Genomic DNA, 24,463 nt, shown 5'->3' with positions numbered 1-24,463 from the left:
TTTTTAATGAATTTTTTTAAGAAATTATTTAAAATATATCAAGACTCATCTATAGACAAAAAAGCCAAAGAACAAGAGGTTAATTTGTCTTTGGATGACTCTTTTGTTCATCATTTTATTAATAAAGGAGGAAAGTTTTTATACTGTACATCTATAAAAGAAGTGAGTAAAAACTTAAAAAAAATTCTAGAAGAAAATAATTGGAACGAAGTTACTTGCACTGATTTAGACTTGTTAAAAATTACTGAAAAAATTGATATTTCTGTACAAGACCATTCCTTAGAATCAATACCTTTTTTTACCTCTTGTGAACATTTAATTGCCAATAAAGGAGATATTTTATTTTCATCTAATCAATTAGGCAGTAACAAACTAGCAACTCTATCTAAACATTTTATTGTTTATGCAACTACAAGTCAGCTAGTAAAAAACATAGGAGAAGGATTAACTGGTATTAAAACACATTTTAGCGGCAATATACCAACCAACATTAGCTCTGTCAAGAATTACACGTTTGAGACTGAAGATGATAATTTTTTGAGTTATGGTAATAATAACACAAAAGATTTATATTTGCTGCTTTTTGAAGACCTTTAAAATATGTCTAACCTTTTTGTAAGAAGTCTTTCTGCACTTGTATATGCTACCTTATTTATCTCTGCTATTCTTTTTTCAGCAGAAACATATATAGGGTTACTTGCACTATTCGCTACTATTTGTATCTGGGAACTTTCTAAAATTACACAAGTAAAAAGTATTATTCCTTATATTCTTTTAGCTTGTTTTGTTTATGTATGTTTTCAAAGTACCGCTTTTAAGTTTAATAACTACTTATTTGTTATTACCATAATTGGGTCAATTAGCTTACTTTATTTACTTATAAGTTCTAAACCCATTAAAACGGAGACTTTAGCTCAAAAACTTTTTTTACAAATAATATACTTAATATTACCCTTTTACTTTTTAATGAACCTTCCTTTTATTGACAATACCTATTATCCCAACATAATTATTTATATAATTGTTGTTATTTGGACCAATGATAGCTTTGCTTTTTTAGTTGGTAAAAACTTTGGGAAGCGTAAACTTTTTGAAAAAGTATCTCCTAAAAAAACAATCGAAGGTTTTATTGGCGGTTTATTATTTTCAATAATTGCTGGTTATATAATAGCTCAATACTCAGGACTTTTTTCAATTCTAGACTGGATAATCATTGCTATTATAGTTGCTGTTTTTGGATCTCTAGGAGATTTAGTAGAATCTAAGTTAAAAAGGCAAGCAAATGTAAAAGATAGCGGCACAATAATGCCAGGTCATGGTGGTTTATTAGATAGGCTAGATAGTTTGTTTTTCCTTACTCCCTTCGTATATTTGTATATACATTACATTGTATAACCTTATTCGCTATACAAATAGCTGTCATATTCTATGGAAGATGATTTAGATTTGAAATTTAAAGAAGCTTATCAAAAAGCATCAGAATTAGAGGAAAAGCTTCCTCCTGATATTATGTTACGTTTATATGCATACTACAAACAAGCAGTCAAAGGAGATAGGTTTACATTTAACGATAATAGCGATTTACGAAATGCTTTTAAATTTAATGCTTGGATGCAACTTAGAGGTATGAACGAGCGAAAAGCCAAAAAAGAATATGTTAAATTAGTAAATTCACTTATAAAATAAATCTCATGAAAAAATTCGTTTATTCTTTAATTATCTGTTTTACAGTTTTTCAAATAACATCCTGTAAATCAGAAGCAAAAAAAGAAGCAGAAACTACAAAAGAAGAAATTAAAACAGAAAAAAAGGCAGCTTTTATATTGCAAGATGCTAACAACTCTATAAATTGGGTAGCGTACAAAACTACTGAGAAAACACCTGTAAAAGGACAATTTAATAAAGTAAACATTACTGCTGGTGGTGAAGCTGATACTGCTAAAGACGCTATTAATAATGCTGAATTTTCTATTCCAGTTAGTAGTATTTTCACAAAAGATACTAGTAGAGATTTCAAAATTCAAAAGTTTTTCTTCGGAGTAATGGATCAAACAGAGTTACTTTCTGGTAAATTGGTTTTAGAAAATGACTCTATAGGTTATGCAAACTTAACTATGAATAGTGTTACTAAAAAACTTCCTTTTAAATATACTTTAAACGGAAAAGAGTTTAGCTTAAATGCAACTATGAAAATTACCGACTGGGAAGCTCAAAATGCTTTAGATTCTTTAAATACTGCTTGTAAAGATTTACACAAAGGAGCTGATGGTGTTTCTAAAACTTGGAACGAGGTAGCCTTAAACATTACATCTGTTTTTAAATAAAACAATTCAAGACCTATTTACAAAAGCCTCAGAATAATTAGTTCTGAGGCTTTTGTATGTTTAGTATACTTCAAACATCCATTTTTTTACTGGTTTATAAAAGATAATCACTAATAAACCCTATTGTTACTGAAATTACTCCTAGATTCACATACATAGAAACATACAAGTATAGTTGATAAAAAACTTCTGATTACTCCATTGTAACATCTGAAGACAACCCCGTAAGTAATGCTGTTATCTCACCAAAAAAACTTTTGAGATCGCCCCTAAACTTCCATTAACAACTGTGATTAAATTAGCTGTTTTCTCTGCAAAAAAATGACCATAAAAGTTTGCTAAAAACCACATCTCCATAATAAAAGCTACCTATTTCATAGGTAATAATCCTGTCTTTTTGGGTAACGTGAACCAATGAGATATAGGCTGCATATATTTCAAAAAACTTTTGATTAGAAAACAATAAATGTTTTGTCATATACAATACTAATAGTGCTCTCATCCCAAAAAAGAGAAATGCTCTCATAATTCAGCAAAAAACAAATACAATAAGACCTCTTAGATGCCCCAATGCGTCTATTTTCAATTTCATTCGTTCTATAAATTTTTAAAATTTAAGCGAATTTTTTGATCTATAAAATATGAAGAAGTGTAGTAAAAATAAACTTTTATAAGTTTTTGTTATTGCTTTATAATATAAAAATTAACATCAATTTAATATTATTATATGCTTTTGTAATAGTTTTACTATTATATTTGCGTTTTAAATTTTAAATTATGAAAAGTTTACTATCAAACTTAAAAATTGAAATACCATCAGGAATATACATCAAAGACCCAGAAACCTCGGATTTGGGTAAGAGAATTATAGAAAATAGTATTATTTTAATTGAAGAAATTGGCTTTGAGAACTTCAATTTTAAAAAGTTAGGAAAATTGATAGGCTCAAATGAAAGTTCTATTTATCGTTACTTTGAGAGCAAGCATAAGCTTTTAATTTATTTAACTTCTTGGTACTGGGGATGGATTCAGTATCAATTAGTACTTGAAACATACAGTATTAGTAATCCTGAAAAAAAACTAACAAAAGCTGTAGAAGTTCTCACAAGAAAAGCTGAACAAGACAATGATTTTTCACATATTAATGAAGTTTCACTAAACCTAATTGTTATTAACGAAAACTCTAAATCTTACTCAACAAAAGAAGTGGACATCGAAAACAAAGAAGGTTTTTTTAAGCTATATAAAGAAGTGGTTAAACGTTTTTCTGAAATAATTAGCTTTTATAACAATACCTACAAGCATTCATTAACGCTTGCAAGTACCGTAATTGAAGGAGCTTTACACCAACAATTTTTACAACAGCACTTTAAATCGCTTACTAATTGTAATAAAAATGCCACTATTACCTCTTTTTTTATTGACTTAACCTTAAACTCACTTTCTAATGAAAGAAAATAACAAACTTACTCCTTGGCAACGTTTTTTAGGCTTAATAACCCTAGAAAAAAAAGATACCTTACAAATTGCATACTATGCTATATTTGAGGGTATTGTTGCACTATCTTTGCCTTTAGGGGTTCAAGCAATTATAAATTTATTACAAGCTGCTCAAGTTTCTGCTTCATGGATTGTACTGGTAATACTAGTAACAGGTGGTGTTGCTTTTAGTGGTGCCTTAAAACTAATGCAGTTTAGAATTATTGAAACCATTCAGCAAAGAATTTTTACGAGGTCTTCTATAGAACTTAGTTACCGATTTCCTAAAATTAAAATGAGTGAATTAAGAAACTATTACCCTCCAGAACTCGCTAATAGGTTTTTTGATACACTAACTATTCAAAAGGGGATTTCAAAAATTTTAATTGATGTTCCTTCTGCTTTATTACAAATTATTTTTGCTCTATTACTACTTTCATTTTATCATCCATTTTTTATCATTTTTGGATTATTGGTTCTGTTATTAATTTATGTTGTATTTAAGTATACTGCTAAAAAAGGGCTAGATACAAGTTTAAAAGAGTCTAAAAACAAATATAAAGTAGCACATTGGTTACAAGAAACTGCAAGGACTATTGTAAGTTTTAAAGTATCTGGAAAAACTCAGTTAGCAATTAACAAATGTGATCTTTTAGTAAATGATTATTTAAAATCAAGAGAAAACCACTTTAAAGTACTTGTTTTACAATACATACAAATGATTAGTTTTAAAGTAATCATTACTGCTGGTTTATTACTTATGGGAGGTTTCTTGGTGTTAACACAACAAATGAATATTGGTCAATTTGTTGCGGCAGAAATTATTATTATTTTAATTATTAATTCCGTTGAAAAGTTAATTCTAGGGCTTGAGTCTTTTTACGACGTACTTACATCTCTAGAAAAATTAGGGCAAATTATTGACAAGCCTATAGAGTCACAAAAAGGAACTAGCATTAATAGAGATGCGGCTTTAAAAATTGAAATTCAAAATGTTTCATATGTTGTTGAAAATAGACATAACCCTATAATAAATGATGTTTCTTTTGAAATAAACCCAAATGATAGAATTTTAATTCAAGGAGGTAGTAGCTCTGGAAAATCAAGCTTAATACAACTTGTTTCTGGATTGATAGAACCTACTTCTGGACATATTTATATTAACGATTTGTCTTTAAAAAGTATTTTTATCAATAACTACAGATCTAACTTAGGATTGTCTTTTTCAGAAGAATCTCCTTTCGAAGGAACTATTAAAGAAAATGTAACTTTTGGTAATAAAAATATAACTGATGAAGAGATACATGCTGTTTTTAAAATTGTAGGCTTAACAGATTTTTTAAAACAACAACCAAAAGGTTTGGATACTTATTTAAAACCTGAAGGAAAACTTATAGGGTATACGATAGCAAAGAAAATTATTCTTGCAAGAGCAATTGTAAAAAAACCTAAATTACTAATCTTAGAAGATCCTCTTGATCAGTTTGAAAAACAAGAGGTAAAAGATATTATTAATTTCATCACTGATTCTTCTCAACCATGGAGTTTAATTATTGTTAGTCGTAATGATAATTGGAAAGAGAAATGTAACAAGCAAATTACCCTTAATGAGGGTAGTATCACCAACTTTAAATCGTAGGTAATTATGTTGAACATATCAAATAATAGAATTTCAGACCAACTAGATATTACAAAACTCAAATCTGGCAAAGAAATTTTCGCTAAAGAGTATCACAAAAAGTTTAAGAAATTTTTACTAGCATTTTCTATTATACTAATAATTGTCTTGTTTTTACCTTGGACTCAGAATGTAACTAGCAAAGGTCTAGTAACAACATTAAAACCTAATCAACGTCCGCAAACACTACAATCTCAAATACCAGGACGTATAGAAGAATGGTTTGTTCAAGAAGGTGATTTTGTAAAAAAAGGAGATACAATTTTAAGAGTATCTGAAGTTAAAAGTGGATATTTCGACACTAAACTTGCTGAGAGAACTAGTAAGCAGTTGAGTTCTAAAACACTATCTGCAAAGGCATATAACAATAAAATTAATGCTTTACAAAATCAAATTACAGCTATTAGACAAGAGCGTAAATTTAAACTAGAGCAAACAAAAAATAAACTAAAACAAGCTTACTTAAAAGCTAAAACTGATAGTATTGATTTTGAAGCTATCAAAATAAAACAAAAAATAGCTCAAACACAATTTGATAGAACAATTACTTTACAAAAAGAAGGACTTAAAGCAGTAAAAGATGTTGAGGAGAAAAGAGCTAAACTTCAAGAACTATCTGCTAAACTAATTTCACAAGAGAATAAATTCTTTACCTCTAAGAATAATATTATTAATGCACAATTAGCTATTAGTGGTACACAAGCATCTTACACCGATAAGCTTTCAAAAACTGAAAGTAGTTTATACAGTGCACAATCAGGCGCCTATGATGCAGATGTTCAAGTATCTAAACTAGAAACAAGTTTAGCTAACTATAACAAACGAAATTCTTTGTTATTTATTACTGCTCCTCAAGATGGCTACATCAATAAAGCTATAAAATCTGGTATTGGAGAAACTTTTAAAGAAGGTGAACAACTAGTAAATATTATGCCTGCTAATTACGACCTTGCTGTTGAAATGTACATACAGCCTATCGATTTACCTCTTATACATATTGGCGAAGAAGTGCGTGTACAATTTGATGGTTGGCCTGCCATAGTTTTCAGTGGTTGGCCCAATGTATCATACGGAACTTATAGTGCGAAAATTGTAGCGATAGAAAACTTTATTAGCAGTAATGGAAAATACAGGGTCTTAATTGTTCCTAATGACAAACAAGAACCTTGGCCTGAGGCTATCAGGGTAGGTTCTGGAGCAAAAACAATTGCTTTATTAGAAAATGTACCTATTTGGTTTGAGCTATGGAGACAAATTAATAGCTTCCCTCCTAACTTCTACCAACCTATGCAAAAAGAAAATGATAAAAAGTCAAAAAAATAAAACAATAAATAAATGAAAAGGTTAAGCATTCTTTTTTTATTTCTAAGTTTTGTAGCAACTGCACAAAAAAACATATCTACTCAACTTAGTTTAGAAGAGTACTTAGGGTATGTAAAAAAACACCATCCCGTAATAAAACAAGCAAAACTAATTACAAGCACTAATGAAGCTAAACTATTAAAAGCTCGAGGTGCTTTTGACCCTAAAATAGAAGTAGACTACAATAGAAAAGAATTTAAAGGCTCTAATTATTATAAAAGTTTAAATTCAACCTTTAAAATTCCAACATGGTACGGAATAGAATTAAAAGGTAGTTATGAGAATAATTCTGGTCAGTATTTAAACCCTGAACAAAATACCCCAGAAAATGGGTTATATAATGTTGGCGTATCAGTTTCTTTGGCTAAAAATCTTTTTATTAATAAAAGAATGGCTACTCTAAAACAAGCTAAACTATATGTACAGCAAGGTAAATTAAAACAGCAACTACTTATAAACAATATTTTATTTGAAGCTATTAATACATATTTAAATTGGTTAAAATATTATCAAAGCCATAATGTATATAAAGATTATTATACTAATGCCGATATTAGATTAAAAAACATAAAAAAAAGTTTTAATGCTGGAGACAAACCCGCTATTGACACTCTAGAAGCAAGTATCAATTTAAAGAACAGAAAATTAGACCTAGAAAAAGCGAATATAAAATACATTAAGTCTAAGTTTGAGCTTTCTAATTTTTTATGGATTGGAAATAATATTCCTATGGAGATAAAAGAAGAAATAGTTCCAGACATTAACACTTCTTCAAATATTGATATTATTTTAAATACCTCTATAAGTGCTTTGTTTGATAATAGTTTTGAAAACCACCCCAAGCTGAAACTACTAGAGTTAAAGAAAAGAAACCTAGAAATTAACAAGCAATTAAAGATAAATAACCTACTACCTAAAGTAGACTTTCAATATAATTTTTTAGCATCGAAAGTAGATAATTTTGATGCTTTTAGCGCAGAGAATTACAAAAACTCACTTCAAGTTAGTGTTCCTTTATTTTTAAGAAAATCAAGAGGAGATTTAAAACTTGCAAAGTTAAAGCTACAAGATATTGATTTTGAAATAGCTTCAACCAAAGTTTCTTTACAAAATAAAATAATAGCTACAGAACAAGAAATTTCTTCATACATAAAACAAAATGATATTTTAAAAAATCTGGTAAACGATTATAATACTATTGTAAAAAGCGAAGAGCGCAAGTTTTTCTTAGGAGAAAGCTCAATATTTTTAATCAATTATAGGGAAGTAAAGTTAATAGAAAGTAAGTTAAAGGAAATAAAAAACCAATACGAATATGCCAAAACTAAAGGAAAACTAATAAAATTATTGGGAAGGTTAAATAGCTTATAACTGTTGCTTAAATTCTTCTAAAATCGCTGATCTATGGTTATGTGTTTTGGAAGAATTAGCAAACGGCACTTGCTCTCTCCTATAAATGTAATTAAGTCTTTTCGCTCTAGTTTTTCTTCTTCTTAATTTAAATTTGAGTTTATATTATCTATAATTCTAGTTACATATGTTTGACTTTTAATATAACCTCCTAAATTTACAATAAGCGACTGTTTATCAGTTTCTAAAAATTTTATTCTGTAAGCAAATGTTAATAGGTTTTATATAGTGTTGCTTTTGAACCAAAATCTATCTTAGTATTTATTATTCCTTTAGAAAGGAGTTGTTAATTTCATTTGGTTTTGGTGTAAGTGCTAGTTGAAGTACCCAACTTGTAGCCAGTACTAAAAAAAAGAAATTAATAATGTTTTTGCTATAACTCTGATTAACTGACCTGTAAACTCATTATTGAAACCAATAGACACGTCTGATAATTGCGAGTAGAATAATAGCACCAATAAAAGAAATACAAGTATGCAGTAAATTATGAAACTGTGTTACTTTAGTTATTTATTGCAAAATTTTAGATACTAAATCTTTTTTTCCTTTTTTATCATCACCAAACAGCCACTGTAATACATTATTTTCCCAAATTTCATCCTTCTCTTGCTCATTTATAATATTTCTTTCAATAGCCAAGTCTAGAATTTTTCCTGGGTATGATGATTGAATTTCACTTTCCATTTCTCCTAACGGATAAGGATCATCTAACCCTATTAACACTTGTTTTGAACCTTGATTTTTTATTAACAAGTCTAAAGAACCTGTATCGTGTACTAATGTATCGAAGAAAATGTTTTTATGACCTACTGCCTTTCTAGGATGACTTTTTCCTTCAAATAAATCTGGCCTTCCATCAAAGCCTTGAATGCGACGTCCTAAATTCATTTGAGCTAATTGCCCTCCGTGTGCAAAACATACGCGCATATTTGGATATTTATCATAATAACCATTCAAAGTTAAAAAATGATATGCATCTGCACATTGAGCAAGCATCCATATCAAATGAAAACGCCAACTGGTATTTTGTAACTTTATAAACTTCTCTCCATCATATGGATGAATTTCAACCGCTAAATTATATTTATCTGCTAATTCAAAAATAGGCTCATTTTCTTCATCAAAAATACAACGCCATGTTCCTATGGTATCCATATAGTGAGTTGGCAAACACAACAAACGCATGCCTAATACCTCAACACAACGCTCAATTTCCCATAAAGCTCCACGAACAAAACCTGGATGCACTACAAAACCGCAAGTAAATTTACCTGGATTATCGTGTTGCACACGAGCATTAAAATCATTTTGAAAACGTAACGCTTGCTTCATTTCTTCTAAACGTAAACCATTTCCATATAATTGTGACAAATTCAAAACAACTGCATGGTCAATTTTAAAATGTTCCATCCATTCAAGCTTTTCATCCAAAAAGAAACTAGAGTCTGTTACGGGTCGACTCCAATCTTTTTGCAACATGAATTTTCTATCCTTATCTACCCAAAAAATCCCTTTGTCTTTCATAAACTGGGGAATCTGTTCGGGATAAGGTAATAAGTGTGAATGTCCGTTTATTCTTAGTTTGCGTTTTTCCATTTTGTTTTTTCTATTACAAAGTTTATGCTTTGTTTGGTGCTTCCATTACGGTACCACATTTATTACAAGTACATTTTTTTGTATCTGAATAATATTTGTCAAAAATTATAGGCATATCCGTTTCAATATTATCTAAAGCAAACTCTTCTCTATACAACTGATGCCCGCAATTTTCACAGTACCACTCTAAAGCATCCATCATTCCTTTGTCTCTTGGGTATTCAATAACCAAACCAACGGTATTAGTTTTTCGTTGTGGTGAATGTGGTATTTTTCCTGGTAACAAATAAATATCTCCTTCATTAATTTCAACATCGATCATCTTTCCGTTGTCATCTATAATCTTTAATACCATATCTCCTTCTAATTGATAGAAGAATTCTGGTGTTTCATTATAGTGATAATCTTTACGATTGTTAGGTCCCCCCACAACCATCACAATATACTCACCATTATCCCATACTTGTTTATTTCCTACAGGTGGTTTTAGTAGATGACGGTTTTCATCAATCCACTTTTTGAAATTTAAAGGTTGTACTAACTTGCTCATTTTAATTAGATTTTGTCATTGCGAAACAAATTTCAATTTGCTGTGGCAATCCGTTATTTTATTCTTGAGATTATTTCGTCATACTTCCTGATAATGACAGAAACTTTATAAAGTTACTTAAATTTGTATTGATTCTATACGCTTACAAACTTTTTGTTCTTCCTCCGTCTACAGGAACGTTAATTCCGTTGATAAAACTTGCTTTTTCACTTGCTAAAAACACAATCGCATTGGCTACCTCTTCAGGTTTAGCAAAACGTTTTGCAGGCGATGCATTTTTCATCATTTCGGCAACTTCTTCAACAGTTTTACCTGTTTTTGCTGCTTTATTATTGATGATTTCTGTCAAACGTTCTGTAGCTGTAGCTCCTGGTAATACGTTATTTACCGTGATTCCGAATTGACCTAATTCATTCGCTAAGGTTTTACTCCAGTTAGCAACTGCACCACGAATCGTGTTCGAAACACCTAAACCATCTAAAGGTTGTTTTACAGAAGTAGAAATTACATTTATAATTCTACCATAATTTTCTTCTTTCATAAACGGTACCACTGCTTGTACCAACACATGGTTACATTTTAAATGCATCGTAAAAGCACGTTCAAACTCTTCTAATTTTGCATTAAACACAGGACCTCCTGCTGGACCTCCTGTATTATTTACCAAAATATGAAACTGTAAATTGGTCGCCTCTAACTTCTCTTTTAAATCTGCAGGATTGGTAAAATCAGCAACTAAATAACCGTGATTTTGATTGTCATTTGGTAACTCAGCTAACACCCCTTTTAATTTATCCTCGCTACGAGCAACTAGGGTTACATTTACTCCTTCTTGAGCTAATTGTATTGCTGCTGCTTTTCCTATTCCCTGTGTACTACCACATACCAAGGCATTTTTATGTTGTATATCTAAATTCATTTTATTCGTTATTCTGAATCATTTGTTTAATCTTAACCGCTTTCTCAAAATGATCTAATTGATGTGTTTGAATCCACCAAGTAGCCACTTCCATCAGTACTTTCGGATTGTCATTTTTATTTTTGAAAAATGCATAAAACGAAAGCCCTACGTTTTCTCCTTTTTTAGCAATTTTTTCTTCACAAACAGCAATTATTTTTTCCTTTATTTCCTTATTCATATTTTATACATACATTTTTGGGTTCTGTAAAAAAACGTAACGCTTCAAAACCACCTTCACGTCCTACTCCACTCGCTTTTTGACCTCCAAAAGGAGTTCTCAAATCACGCAACAACCAAGTATTTACCCAAACAATTCCTGTATGCAATTCTTTAGACAATCGCATGGTTCTCGTCAAATTGTTTGTCCATAATGTTGATGATAATCCATATATCACATCATTAGCTAATTGTAAAGCCTCTTCTTCTGTTTTAAAAGACATTAAGGTTACTACTGGTCCAAAAATTTCTTCTTGATTTAATCTACATTGATTGCTAGAAACCTCTATAATGGTAGGTTCTAAATAATATCCATTCTCACTTCCCTTCACCTGTACTTTATTCCCTCCATAGAGAATTTTTCCTCCTTCTTGTTCTGCAATATCTATATATGATTTTACCTTTTCTAAATGTGGTTTTGACACCAAGGCTCCAATATTTGTATCTTCATCAAAAGGATTTCCTATTTTTAGTTCTGATACTTTCTGAACAAAATCTTTTTTGAATTGCTCATAGATGCTTTCTTCTACAAAAATTCTACTTCCACATAAGCATATCTGACCTTGATTTGCAAATGAAGAACGAACTGTAGTTTCCAACATGTTTTCATAATCACAATCCGCGAAAATGATGTTTGGATTTTTACCTCCTAACTCCAACGATAACTTCTTAAACATAGGTGCTGCTGTACGAGCTATATGTGCTCCTGTAGCAGTTCCTCCTGTAAATGAAATCGCTTTAATATCTGGATGTTCTATAATAGCTTGTCCTGTGGTAGTTCCTAATCCGTGAACTATGTTTAACACCCCTTTTGGTAAACCTGCTTCGTTACAAATTTCCCCTAATAAATAGGCTGTCATTGGTGTAACTTCACTAGGCTTAGCTACCACACAGTTTCCTGCGGCTATTGCCGGAGCAATCTTCCATGTAAATAAATAGAGTGGTAAATTCCACGGAGAAATACACCCAACTACACCTATAGGCTGTCGCAAAGTAAAATTCATCGCTCCTAAGCCAACACTTTCATGGGCTTCGGATGAAAATTGTGTAATTGCATCTGCAAAATATTGAAAATTAGATGAAGCTCTCGGAATATCAATCGACGTCGCTAAACTTAATGGTTTTCCATTATCCTTAGCCTCTGCTTTTGCTAATTCAGGAAGTTTTTCTTGAATCAAACTCGCTATTTTAGACAATATAGTTCTACGGTCATTCAAGGTGGTGTTTGACCAAGATGGGAAAGCTTCCTTAGCTGCTTTATATGCTAATGCTACATCTTCTGTAGTAGAATTTGGAATTTGACCGTACACCTCTCCAATAGAAGGATTATAATTATCAATATAATTATTAGCTACTGGTCCTATAAATTCTCCGTTTATGTAGTTTTTTATGTTCATTTTATTCACAGATAAAAGAAAAAAGAGAAAAGGCCTCTTTCGTCTTGGTTCTTTATTCCTGTTTCTTATATGCCACCACTTTAATCTCAATCAATAAATGTGGGTGTGGTAATTGATGTACAGCAACTGTTGTTCTCGTTGGTCCGTTATAGTCAAAGTACTCAGCGTATACTTCATTATAGCCTCCAAAATCATTCATATTTACCAAGAATGAAGTTACATCTACAATATCAGATAAATCAGCACCTGCTTCTTGTAAGATATCTCGAATGTTTTCTATTACCGCTCGTGTTTGTTTTTTAATATCTAAATTGGTAGTTCCGAATTCATCTACCTCAACTCCTTCAAAAGAATTATCTGGTCTTCGTGAACTGGTTCCTGATACATAAATAAAATCTCCTACTTGCTTTACATGCGGAAATTTTCCTCTTGGTATCGCTTTTCCTTTGATTACTTTACTATCCATGTTTTATAATTTATGCTTCCAAACGCATTTTACATGAGATTTCTCCCTTTGGTCGAAATGACATTTACGAACTGGCTAACTCTAATAGTTTAATCGTTGTTTTTAAATTGCGTGTGGTTGCTGTTACTTTTAACTTCTTTTCGATTACACTGTTTGTCAGTTTAGTTTTTCCAAAACCTGACGGACAATACAAATACACCACATCATCAACTATTTTATATTTGTCTTCGTTAATTCCATTAACTTCGATAACTGATTCTTTAGTTACTTTATCTAAAAAAGTAAAAGCTACTATTTTTTCATTTTCTTGTGAAAAAGGATAACTATCTAATGTACTTTTCCATTCCTCTGGTGTTCTGGCTAGCACAGGCACATCATATCCAAATTTAGTCGCAATCGCTTCTTTAATTTTCTGACAAACAATCTCTTTTCTTTCTTCTGAATCTAAAATAATATTACCACTTTGAATATAGGTTTGTACATTTTGAAACCCTAATTCATTTAAGATATCTCGTAAATCTGTCATCGGAAGTTTATTTTTTCCTGAGACATTGATTCCTCTTAGTAATATTATATATCTATTCATTTACAGTCCTGCTATTTTATCTTCTTCTAAAATCTCATTAGTTTCTTCTTGCACCTTTTTTAATACCTCACTTAAATCAGTGACTGTATCTAAATCGTGATGTGCCACCATATTTAATAAGGCTTTATCTTGCGCACGTCCTTTTTTCATCGCTTCTGCATACGGAATCTCTTCATTAAAGGTTACCATTGAGTATTTCGAGAAATATTCTGTTGGGAATGTTTTTTCTAAATCCATTTCTAACTTTCTTTTTTGTTTAAATAATGGATTCGCTACATGATCACGCATTTCATAAAAGTTGTCAATGGCTAAATCAGCAATTGCATCGGTATCTTCTTTACGCGCTTTTTCATAGGCTTTAAAAGTAGCTTGCCAATCTCCTTCGTGCGCATCTAAAATTGTATCAAATACAGTAACATCTTCAAACGACGCATTCATTCCTTGTCCATAAAAAGGAACAATCGCGTGTGCTGCATCTCCCATTAACAAGGTTTTGTTTTGATAGTGCCAAGGTGAACACTTTACCGTTCCTAAAGCCCCTGTTGGGTTGTTTAAGAATTCGTCTTTTATACTTGGTATTAAAGCCAATGCATCTGAAAATTCTTTTTCAAAAAACTCGGTTATCTTTTCTTCGGAAGTTAAGTTATTGAAATTGTATTCTCCTTCATCAAAACTTAAAAACAAGGTTACTGTAAAACTTCCATCTAAGTTTGGCAATGCAATTAACATATACTCCCCACGAGGCCAAATATGTAAATGGTCTTTACTTATTTGATGGTTTCCTAACTTGTCTGCAGGAATTTCTAATTCTTTATATCCGTGCGTTAAGAAATTCTGTGAATAACTAAACAAGAATTTTCTTTCTAAATAGTAACTCTTTCTCAATGAAGATCCAGCGCCATCGGTTCCAAAAATAATATCTCCATCTACAGAAAACTCTTCCTTGGTATTGTAATTCTTAAAATATGCTACCGTATTTTCAATATCTACCGAGGTACATTCAGTATTAAAATGTATGGTTACATTTTCGTGTTTCTCTGCTTCAGTTAGTAAAATTCCATTTAAATCTCCTCTTGAAATAGAATTGATATACTCTCCTTCTCTACCCGAATAGTTTGATGCGAACGTATTCCCTTCTCTATCGTGCATTAAACGTCCATACATCGGAATACAAATTTCACGTGCTTTTTCTTCCACGCCACATAAACGCAAAGCTTTAAATCCACGATCAGATAATGCTAAATTGATAGAGCGCCCTGCTGAAATATCGGTAACTCGTAAATCTGGACGACTTTCATACATCGCCACCTTATATCCTCTTTGTGCTAAACGAAGTGCTAATAAACTTCCGCATAAACCAGCACCTATAATTACTATCTTTTCTTGTTTGCTCATTTGTTTTATAACAATATTTTTAAAACTTCAACCATTCTATATACATCTTCAAAACTGTTATACATTGGCACTGGTGCGCAACGAATTACATCAGGTTCTCTCCAATCGGTTATAATATTATTTTCGGTTAGTTTTTTATGTAAACTTTTATCTGCATTCTTCACTTGAATAGATAATTGGCATCCTCTTTCTTTCGGATTCGACGGCGTAATTATTTTAATGCTGGCCGTATCAATCTGATTGATTAAATATTCAAAATAACCCGTTAATTTTTCCGATTTGGCTCTTAACGCTTCCATTCCTACTTCTTCAAACATATCTAACGAAGCTCTAATTGCTGCCATCGATAAAATTGGCGGATTTGATAACTGCCAACCTTCTGCTCCTGGCATCACATCAAATGGTTGACGCATGTTGAAACGAGTTTCTTTATTATGATTCCACCAACCAGCAAAACGCGGTAGCTCTTTATTATGTGCATGCTTTTCATGTACAAACAAACCTCCTAAGCTTCCAGGACCAGAATTTAAATATTTATAGGTACACCAAGCTGCAAAATCTACTCCACTCTCATGCAATTCTGGAGAAATATTTCCTGCACCGTGTGCCAAATCAATACCTACCATACAGTTTTTTGCGTGTCCTATTTCTGCAATACGTTTGATATCTAAATACTGTCCTGTATAATAATTCACACCACCAATCAACAACAAAGCTATTTCATCACCTTGCTCATCTACTATTTCCTCAAGATCTTCAATACGTAATAGTTCTTCTCCTTCACGAGGTTTCCATTCTATCAATCCTTCTTCAAAATCAAACCCATGAAATTTTAATTGCGATTGTACCGCGTATCTATCCGAAGGAAAAGCATCGCTTTCTATAACAATTTTATACTTTGTTTTAGTCGGTTGATAAAACGACACCATTAACAAATGCAAGTTGGTTGTTAAGGTATTCATCACCACAACTTCTAGTGGTTTTGCTCCTACTATATTCGCCATCGAATTTGTTAAAAATTCGTGATATGGCATCCATGGGTTTCGAGCTTCAAAATGCCCTTCTACTCCATATTTTGCCCAATCGTCTAATTCTTGTTGAATATATTGTTGCGTTTGTTTAGGTTGTAATCCAAGAGAGTTTCCAGTAAAATACAACCAGTCATTCCCTTTTGTGTCTTTTGGAATATGAAACTGCGCTCTTAAATGCGATAAATTATCTTCTTTATCTAGTTGTTGTGCGTAATCGAGTGTTGGTTTATGCATACTTATTATATTTCTAAAAACCATTTCTAAAACACTAAAGATACTTCATTTTTACCTCAAAATAAAACCAAAGTGTTTCACATAATAAAACGGTGTTTTATAAATCTACATATTTTTATTATATTAGTCAATAATTTTTTGAGAAAATGAATACAGATTCTAAAAACTTAAACCAATCCATCATCAAGGCGTTTGCTGTTTTAGATGCTTTTACAAATGATAAAAAAGAATGGGGCGTTAGAGAGTTAGCTACTAAAACTGGCTACAACAAGAGTACCGTATATCGATTACTAAGCACTTTAGTTTCATTAAATGCTGTGCAACAAAACGACAACGAAAAATATCAATTAGGAAGTAAGTTGTTTGAATTAGGCAATCGTGTTTCTATATATAAATCACTAAGAGATTTAACCAACGAACCAATACAAAAGGTAGCCTTAGAAATTCAAGAGACTGTTTTATTAGGTATTTTAAAAGAGCAGCAAGCATTTCATATTAATAAAGCTGATAGTTTACAAGGACTTAAAATAAGCACCTCTATTGGTTCATACGCACCTGTTAACGGAAGCGCCATTGGAAAATTGCTCTTGGCATTTTCTTCGATAGAAACTCAAGAAACTTTTTTCAACTCGATTTCTTTAGAATCGTTTACCAAAAACACTATCACTTCAACTTCAAAACTCAAAAAAGAATTATTACAAATTCAACAGCAAAAGTTTGCATTAGATATTGAAGAATCAGAATTGGGTTTAGTTTGTATTGCCATACCTATTTATAATAAAAAGGGAAAAGTTATTGCTGGCATTAGCGCATCAGGACCTTCTAGTAGATTTAAAATGGAAAATGTTACTAGTTATATAAAAACTTTACAGAAAGGTGTTATTGAAATTGAAAATAGGTTAGGTGATTTTAATAGTTTATAAACTTGAATCATGGGAAAGTTAAAGCCCGCTATTAATATTTCAGATGAAGACTAAAGCTACTTTTCTATTTTAAGAAAATAGCTATAAACAAAAACATGGTCTGCATTAAAATGCAGACCATGAATCATAAATTATAGTATTGTTATTTTAGAATACCATTTTAGTACAACACTCTAAATTTGATTGTACCTTCAACCTTTTTAAGTTTTGAGATTACTTCTTGGTTGTATTCTTTATCTACATCTGTAATCACATACCCTACTTTTTCATCTGTAGACAAGTATTGTCCTGTAATGTTCAATTCATATTTCGCCAATACTTTATTGATCTTCGCCATTACCCCAGGTACGTTCTTATGAATATGTAAAAAACGATGTGCATTTTTATGCTTAGGTAAACGAATATTTGGGAAATTAACCGCATCTACCGTATTTCCAGAGTTGATATATGCCATAATTTTGTTTGGAACAAAATCAGCAATATCTTTTTGAGCTTCTTCTGTACTACCTCCTACGTGTGGCGTCAAAATCACGTTATCTAATCCTTTTAACTCTGTATAAAAATCACCATTTTTTCTTGGCTCTTCTGGATACACATCTACAGCAGCTCCAGCAATTTTACCAGATTTTAAACCTTCCACTAATGCTTCAATATCTACTACAAATCCACGAGATAAATTTACCAAGTGCGCACCATCTTTCATTTGAGCTATTTCTTCTTTTCCTATGTAGTTTTTATTCGCTGCATTATCATCAACATGTAACGTAACTACGTCTGAAATATTCAACAACTCTTCTAAGGTGTTCATTCTGGTAGCATTTCCTAAAGCTAATTTATCTTCTACATCGTAATAATAGACATCCATCCCTAAAGCTTCAGCCAATACAGATAATTGCTTACCTATGTTTCCATATCCAACAATTCCTAGCTTTTTACCACGAACCTCTCTTGATCCTTGTGCAGTTTTATTCCACTGACCATTATGAATTTCTGTACTCCTTTGAAACACGCTACGCATTAACATAATAATCTCTCCAATAGCTAGTTCAACCACCGAACGTGTGTTACTATATGGAGCATTAAAAACTACCACTCCGTTTTCTTTACAAGCTTCCAAATCAATCTGCTTCGTACCAATACAAAAAGCCGAAACTACCATTAATTTTTCAGCAGCTTCAATAACTTTACGTGTTACTTGTGTTTTAGAACGGATTCCTAATACATGTATGTCTTTTAACTTTTCAATCAATTCATCTTCTGATAAACTTCTAGATACAGTTTCTACTGAAAACCCATCACCTGATAGTTTAGTAAAAGCATCAGAGTGCACATTTTCTAACAATAATATCTTAATTCTGTTCTTTGGGTATGATAAGTTTCTAGGCAATTTGTTAACGTATAAAAATTCATCTAAGTTTGGTGTAATATGATCGGCATTTGCAATTGTTTTGTCTCTTGACACATTCTCTGTATAAGCAAAAAAGGTGTCTGCAACACCTGCTTCTTTAGTCACAGCATCACTATAACCATCTCCAATTACTTGTACTTCACCTTCTAAATTTAACAACTTTAAACAATCTATCTTTCCATTATGTTTAGATAATGGATTTTGAGTATCAAACCCAACAATAACTCCTTCTTTATCAAACTCAAAAGTATTCGCATATACTCTTTCTGACGGAATGTTGTATTCTGCAACTATTGGATCAATAAACTCTTTAAACCCTGCTGAAATCACATAAATATCATCAGAAAAACTTTCAAAAAAGTCTTTGTTTCTCTCTATAGAAGGAGACACTTTTTGTCTTAACTCTTCTATTAAGATGGGTAAATCTGACTTTTTAGCACTTAATAACTGAATACGTTTCTCTAAGGATTCAGTAAAGGACATTTCTCCATCAATTCCTTGATTTGTAATACGGATTACTTCTTGAATAATCTCTTCCTTTTTTGAGTTTCCTTTTAAAGTGATTTCAGCTAAAACATCTAATGCTTCTACACTTGTTAGTGTGCTATCGAAATCGAAAACGAAATTTCGTTTTACTAAATTCATGTTACTTTTTTGTTTTTGTTTTTGTGTTGTTGAGCCAACGAATGTACAAAGGTTTTTCTTAAAAACATGTATTACAAATCTCTTAAGTTTCAGTTTTTAACTATATAAAACACACAACTTACAAGCTATTACTTTTTGGGTTTTAATACTTCTAAAAAACTTCAATTTTAAATCAATAAGAACAGCCACCAAAAAACAGGTATAACTTCTACCCAAAAAGAACTGTAGTATTTAGGTTGGTTTACTTTTGCTCTCATCAATAGAAATAAAAGTACAGAAAAAAATACTAAAAATACAGTTCGAAAGTGAGTATTGGGGCTAATAATAAACTCCAACACTAAACTCACCCCCAACAAAACAACTCCAATTTTTTTTGTGTTTTCAATACCTATTTTTTTAGGAATTGTTTGCAAAGAAATTGTATCATACTGTACATCACGGATATCAAAAGGTAATAGTAATATTATTACTATTAAAAAACGTTGTATTGCAGACAAATATACTTCAATTGTAAAAGGAATTTCACCAGCATATATTGGTAACAGCACCGTAGTTGCTGCCCATACCAAAGCCACTACTATTATTTTCATATAACCAATACTTCGTAAGTTTTTTTGAAATCCACTTAAAAAAGGTACGGCATATAAAAAAGTTAATACTCCTAAAGGCACAAAAAACAATAATGTTTTTAACGGTAGCAACAAAGCAAAATAACACATCAATAAGAAACACATCAGCGAAAATATTTGAATGATTTGCAAATTTTTAGTCAAACTTCGGTGATGGAGTTTTGCCACTCCTGCATACTTAACAAAATTATACCCAGTAATTGTGGCAAAAAAAACAAAAAAACCAAGTGATTTATCATACGAAAAGTTAAAATATAATTCCGTAATTCTAAACAATGAAAACACCGATAAGGCTACATGAATACTAGAATTTATATAAAAATCAAGTGCTTTTTTAAAAAAGTTCATTTAACAAAAATAACTTTTATGTTTATAAATAGCTCTTTTGGTTAATAAAATATTGTTTTTAACAAAAAAACATGTAGTATCAAATCAACCAATTTCACTATTTTTGAGGCACGAAAAACAACAACACAATAATGAACACAAATTCATTTCAACTTAGGCATATAGGTCCTCGCGTTAAAGACCAGGATCAAATGCTTCAAACAATTGGCATTGAGAATTTAGACCAATTGATTTACGAAACTATTCCTGATGATATTCGCTTACAAAAGGAATTAGATTTAGCTCCTGCCATGAGCGAATATGAATACCTAAATCACATTAATGAATTAGGTGCAAAAAACAAAGTTTTTAAAAGTTATATTGGTTTAGGGTATCACGAAGCTATTATACCTAGTGTAATTCAACGTAATATTTTAGAAAACCCGGGATGGTATACTGCGTACACCCCTTATCAAGCTGAAATAGCACAAGGGCGTTTAGAAGCCTTGTTAAACTATCAAACTATGATTTGTGATTTAACAGGAATGGAATTAGCCAATGCTTCATTATTAGACGAAAGTACTGCAGCTGCCGAAGCCATGGCGTTATTATTTGACGTCCGTGAACGAGCACAAAAGAAAGAAAACGTAAACAAGTTTTTTGTTTCAGAAGAAGTTTTACCACAAACCCTATCGGTTTTACAAACACGTGCCATTCCTATTGGAATTGAATTAGTTGTTGGTAACCACGAAGAATTTAATTTCTCAGAAGAATTCTTTGGTGCTATCGTACAATATCCTGGAAAACACGGACAAGTATATGATTATACCAATTTCGTTGCTAATTGTAACGCAAATAACATTAAAGTAGCTGTTGCTGCTGATATTTTATCATTAGTAAAGTTAAAAGCTCCTGCTGAATTTGGTGCTGATGTTGTGGTAGGTACTACACAACGTTTTGGTATTCCTTTAGGATACGGAGGCCCTCACGCTGGATATTTTGCTACTAAAGAAGCTTACAAGCGTAGTATTCCTGGTCGTATTATTGGAGTTACAAAAGATGTTGACGGTGGTCGTGCTTTACGTATGGCATTACAAACACGTGAGCAACACATTAAACGTGAAAAAGCAACTTCAAACATTTGTACTGCACAAGTATTATTAGCTGTTATGGCAGGTATGTATGCTGTATACCACGGAAAAGATGGGTTACAATACATTGCAGATCGTGTACACACAAGCACTGCAACCTTAGCTAAAGCTTTAAACGATTTAGGTTTCAAACAAAAAAATAGTGCTTATTTCGATACTATCTTAGTTGAAGTTGAAGCAGACAAGTTACGTCCAGTAGCAGAAGCAAACGGAATCAACTTTAACTATATCGATACAGAACATATTTCAATTTCTGTAAACGAAACAGTAGGCTTAAAAGAAATCAATGAAATTGTTGATTGTTTCGAACAAGCATTCAATATTAAAGATATTTTAGTTACTGAGTTTACTTCAACAGACGTAATTCCGGCAGACGTAAAAAGAGCAACTACTTTTTTAGATAACGAAATATTTAACACGTATCAATCAGAAACTGAAATGATGCGTTATATCAAAAAATTAGAACGTAAAGATTTAGCATTAAATCACTCAATGATTTCTTTAGGATCTTGTACCATGAAGTTAAATGCTGCTTCTGAAATGTTACCGTTAAGTAATCCTCAATGGGGTAATATTCACCCATTTGCGCCATTAAACCAAGCAGAAGGGTATCAAATTATGTTAGATAACCTTGAAAAGCAATTAAACGTAATTACTGGCTTTGCAGGCACTTCTTTACAGCCTAACTCTGGTGCGCAAGGAGAATTTGCTGGTTTAATGACTATTAGAGCTTATCATGAGGCAAATGGTGATACTAACAGAAACATCTGTTTAATTCCTGCGTCTGCTCATGGAACTAATCCAGCATCAGCTGTTATGGCTGGGATGAAGGTAGTAGTTACCAAAACTGATGAAAGAGGAAACATCGATGTAGAAGATTTACGTGCTAAAGCTGAAAAACATGCTGATAATTTAGCTGCTTTAATGGTAACCTACCCATCTACGCATGGAGTATTTGAAAAAGCTATTAAAGAGATTACGCAAATTATCCACAATAATGGTGGACAAGTATATATGGACGGTGCAAACATGAATGCACAAGTAGGATTAACCAACCCTGCAACAATTGGTGCTGACGTTTGTCACTTAAACTTACACAAAACATTTGCAATTCCTCACGGTGGTGGCGGGCCGGGTGTTGGACCAATTTGTGTAGCACCACAATTAGTTCCATTTTTACCTAGTAACCCAGTAATAGCTACTGGTGGCGATAATGCCATTACTGCTATTTCAGCAGCTCCTTGGGGTTCTGCCTTAGTATGTTTAATTTCTTATGGATATATCACCATGTTAGGTGCTGACGGATTAACAAACTCTACTAAGAATGCTATTTTAAACGCAAACTACATTAAAGAGCGTTTAAATGGGCATTATAGTACTTTATATACTGGTGAAATGAACCGTGCAGCTCATGAAATGATTATAGACTGTCGCGAGTTTAAACAAAACGGAATTGAAGTCACCGATATTGCAAAACGCTTAATGGATTATGGATTCCATGCACCTACTGTATCATTCCCAGTAGCTGGAACGATAATGATTGAACCAACAGAGTCTGAAGGTATAGCTGAGTTAGATCGTTTTTGTGATGCCTTAATTTCTATTAGAAAAGAAATTGCTGAAGTAAGCAAAGAAACTCCTAACAATCCGCTTAAAAATGCACCACATACGCAAGAAATGTTAACTGCTGATGAATGGGATTTACCATATTCACGTAAGCAAGCAGCATTTCCTTTAGAGTATATTGCAGACAATAAGTTTTGGCCATCAGTACGTCGTGTTGACGATGCTTTTGGTGACCGTAATTTAATTTGCTCTTGTAATCCTATTGAAGATTATATGGAAACGGAAGCCTAATAGATATATAATAAATCATCCTAAAATGGGTTGACAGTTTTATAAAAAATATTAAAACCTTTGAAGCTAGCTTCAAAGGTTTTTTTGTTATGTACAAAATTAGACGCTTTATAATTAAGATTTAAATGTGGTCATCTCATACCTGAATGATAAATTACTTTTGCTTTAATTATCCTATTTTTAACTGCTATTTTTAATACATTTTTCAGCACTCATATCATTACTAAGGTGACATCCTAGTATTTTTCTACTATAAGCATCGGTAACTAGCGATAGATAATGTGTCTTTTAATATCTATTCACATAAGTAATATCACTTACTAAGTATTGTTCAGACCTTGTTGGTTTCAACTCTTTTAATAAATTAGGATGTTTCCTTAGCCAATGATGTGTAGAATGTGTTATTTAAATGTAATTCTTCTTGAGTCTTCTCTCTTAGGTAATAATCTATGTTTAGGCTAACATATAGCTTGTCTGAGATATCGATTATCGTATTGAAAATCTCATCCTTAAGTTCTCGTTCTAATCGTTTAATTTTTTGAGCTGGGTTTTCTTTGGGTTTTGCATAAAATGGATTGAGAGGTTATTCTAGTTAAGTTACCATGTTTTCGTAACCAAACCAAAATGGTACTTCTTCCTTGGGTACCGTAAAACTTTTGTGCTTGTTTATAGCTTAGCCCCTCTTTTTTCTACCTGTGATACCACAGCTAATTTAAAACCCAAATTGTAATCTCGTTGGGTTCATTTTTTTTGTTTGATTTTCTGAGTCATTCATAAATAAGTTGATTTTGTGTCAACTTATTTTAGGACGGGACAAAAAATAAAAAAAAAGCCTCGA

21 protein-coding genes and 1 pseudogene are annotated in these 24,463 nt (G+C 31.8%); 10 read left to right on the top strand and 12 right to left on the bottom strand.

Features of this window, described 5'->3' with window-relative positions; all coding sequences use genetic code 11:
* Window positions 1–6: 6 nt before the first annotated feature.
* From ACKTSW_RS02835 to ACKTSW_RS02800, 8 genes are all read left to right on the top strand, one after another.
* Window positions 7–597: an LUD domain-containing protein gene (locus ACKTSW_RS02835; RefSeq protein WP_408023758.1), complete on the top strand. Its 591-nt coding sequence runs from the start codon at window positions 7–9 to the stop codon at window positions 595–597.
* 3 nt (window positions 598–600) lie between these two features.
* Window positions 601–1,395 (top strand): phosphatidate cytidylyltransferase, encoded by a 795-nt coding sequence (locus tag ACKTSW_RS02830; protein WP_408023757.1) that lies wholly within the window; start codon window positions 601–603, stop codon window positions 1,393–1,395.
* A 33-nt stretch (window positions 1,396–1,428) separates the two neighbouring features.
* Window positions 1,429–1,686, top strand: coding sequence for an acyl-CoA-binding protein (locus tag ACKTSW_RS02825; protein WP_408023756.1), 258 nt, complete (start codon window positions 1,429–1,431; stop codon window positions 1,684–1,686).
* A gap of 5 nt (window positions 1,687–1,691) precedes the next feature.
* On the top strand, window positions 1,692–2,324 hold the full coding sequence (locus tag ACKTSW_RS02820; protein WP_408023755.1) for a YceI family protein: 633 nt from the start codon (window positions 1,692–1,694) through the stop codon (window positions 2,322–2,324).
* 777 nt (window positions 2,325–3,101) lie between these two features.
* The gene (locus ACKTSW_RS02815; protein WP_408023753.1) at window positions 3,102–3,785 is read left to right on the top strand and encodes a TetR/AcrR family transcriptional regulator; all 684 of its coding nucleotides are present in this window, start codon (window positions 3,102–3,104) and stop codon (window positions 3,783–3,785) included.
* Window positions 3,772–5,442 carry a peptidase domain-containing ABC transporter gene (locus ACKTSW_RS02810; protein WP_408023752.1) on the top strand — a complete coding sequence of 557 codons (1,671 nt, stop codon included), beginning with the start codon at window positions 3,772–3,774 and terminating at the stop codon, window positions 5,440–5,442. Before ACKTSW_RS02815 ends, ACKTSW_RS02810 begins: the two co-directional genes overlap by 14 nt.
* Before the next feature lie 6 nt (window positions 5,443–5,448).
* Window positions 5,449–6,804 carry an HlyD family secretion protein gene (locus tag ACKTSW_RS02805; protein WP_408023751.1) on the top strand — a complete coding sequence of 452 codons (1,356 nt, stop codon included), beginning with the start codon at window positions 5,449–5,451 and terminating at the stop codon, window positions 6,802–6,804.
* 12 nt (window positions 6,805–6,816) lie between these two features.
* Window positions 6,817–8,214: a TolC family protein gene (locus ACKTSW_RS02800; RefSeq protein WP_408023750.1), complete on the top strand. Its 1,398-nt coding sequence runs from the start codon at window positions 6,817–6,819 to the stop codon at window positions 8,212–8,214.
* Between the two features lie 549 nt (window positions 8,215–8,763).
* On the opposite strand, the gene ACKTSW_RS02795 is transcribed toward ACKTSW_RS02800, so the two are convergent.
* The 9 genes from ACKTSW_RS02795 to kynU all read right to left on the bottom strand — a co-directional run bounded on the left by ACKTSW_RS02795 (window position 8,764) and on the right by kynU (window position 16,685).
* Window positions 8,764–9,849 carry an amidohydrolase family protein gene (locus ACKTSW_RS02795; protein WP_408023749.1) on the bottom strand — a complete coding sequence of 362 codons (1,086 nt, stop codon included), beginning with the start codon at window positions 9,847–9,849 and terminating at the stop codon, window positions 8,764–8,766.
* 22 nt (window positions 9,850–9,871) lie between these two features.
* Entirely contained in the window at window positions 9,872–10,399 is a 528-nt protein-coding gene (locus tag ACKTSW_RS02790) for a 3-hydroxyanthranilate 3,4-dioxygenase (protein WP_408023748.1), read from the bottom strand.
* Between the two features lie 142 nt (window positions 10,400–10,541).
* On the bottom strand, window positions 10,542–11,318 hold the full coding sequence (locus ACKTSW_RS02785; protein WP_408023747.1) for an SDR family oxidoreductase: 777 nt from the start codon (window positions 11,316–11,318) through the stop codon (window positions 10,542–10,544).
* 1 nt (window position 11,319) lies between these two features.
* Window positions 11,320–11,538, bottom strand: a complete 219-nt coding sequence (locus ACKTSW_RS02780; RefSeq protein ID WP_120187375.1) for a DUF6500 family protein — start codon at window positions 11,536–11,538, stop codon at window positions 11,320–11,322.
* Window positions 11,531–12,973: an aldehyde dehydrogenase gene (locus ACKTSW_RS02775; RefSeq protein ID WP_408023745.1), complete on the bottom strand. Its 1,443-nt coding sequence runs from the start codon at window positions 12,971–12,973 to the stop codon at window positions 11,531–11,533. The genes ACKTSW_RS02780 and ACKTSW_RS02775 overlap by 8 nt, the downstream gene beginning before the upstream one ends.
* A 52-nt stretch (window positions 12,974–13,025) precedes the next feature.
* A complete protein-coding gene (locus ACKTSW_RS02770) occupies window positions 13,026–13,439 on the bottom strand; it encodes a RidA family protein (protein WP_408023744.1) in 414 nt (137 codons plus the stop codon).
* A gap of 64 nt (window positions 13,440–13,503) precedes the next feature.
* Window positions 13,504–14,025: a DUF1697 domain-containing protein gene (locus tag ACKTSW_RS02765; RefSeq protein WP_408023743.1), complete on the bottom strand. Its 522-nt coding sequence runs from the start codon at window positions 14,023–14,025 to the stop codon at window positions 13,504–13,506.
* Complete coding sequence (locus ACKTSW_RS02760) at window positions 14,026–15,420, bottom strand: FAD-dependent oxidoreductase (RefSeq protein WP_408023742.1); 1,395 nt, start codon at window positions 15,418–15,420, stop codon at window positions 14,026–14,028.
* Window positions 15,421–15,425: 5 nt separating this feature from the next.
* Window positions 15,426–16,685, bottom strand: a complete 1,260-nt coding sequence (kynU, locus tag ACKTSW_RS02755) for a kynureninase (RefSeq protein WP_408023741.1) — start codon at window positions 16,683–16,685, stop codon at window positions 15,426–15,428.
* A gap of 146 nt (window positions 16,686–16,831) precedes the next feature.
* Here kynU and ACKTSW_RS02750 point away from each other — a divergent pair, with 146 nt between their 5' ends.
* Window positions 16,832–17,608, top strand: coding sequence for an IclR family transcriptional regulator (locus ACKTSW_RS02750; RefSeq protein ID WP_408023740.1), 777 nt, complete (start codon window positions 16,832–16,834; stop codon window positions 17,606–17,608).
* A gap of 160 nt (window positions 17,609–17,768) precedes the next feature.
* Here the strand turns inward: ACKTSW_RS02750 and serA are convergent, their stop codons facing one another.
* Together serA and ACKTSW_RS02740 are read right to left on the bottom strand one after the other, a co-directional pair.
* Window positions 17,769–19,661, bottom strand: a complete 1,893-nt coding sequence (serA, locus tag ACKTSW_RS02745; protein ID WP_408023739.1) for a phosphoglycerate dehydrogenase — start codon at window positions 19,659–19,661, stop codon at window positions 17,769–17,771.
* A 167-nt stretch (window positions 19,662–19,828) separates the two neighbouring features.
* Entirely contained in the window at window positions 19,829–20,638 is an 810-nt protein-coding gene (locus tag ACKTSW_RS02740) for a UbiA prenyltransferase family protein (RefSeq protein ID WP_408023738.1), read from the bottom strand.
* Window positions 20,639–20,769: 131 nt separating this feature from the next.
* On the opposite strand from ACKTSW_RS02740, the gene gcvP reads away from it, so the two are divergent.
* A complete protein-coding gene (gcvP, locus tag ACKTSW_RS02735; protein ID WP_408023737.1) occupies window positions 20,770–23,625 on the top strand; it encodes an aminomethyl-transferring glycine dehydrogenase in 2,856 nt (951 codons plus the stop codon).
* Between the two features lie 593 nt (window positions 23,626–24,218).
* Here gcvP and ACKTSW_RS02730 read toward each other — a convergent pair.
* Window positions 24,219–24,348 (bottom strand): annotated as a pseudogene (locus ACKTSW_RS02730) (IS3 family transposase); the annotation flags it as partial.
* Window positions 24,349–24,463: the final 115 nt, after the last annotated feature.

It is taken from the genome of Tenacibaculum sediminilitoris, from assembly GCF_964513795.1.
GTDB classification, from domain to species: Bacteria; Bacteroidota; Bacteroidia; order Flavobacteriales; family Flavobacteriaceae; genus Polaribacter; species Polaribacter sediminilitoris.
The sequence above is the reverse complement of the archived record's forward strand: the minus strand, read 5'-3'. Positions and strand labels throughout refer to the sequence as shown.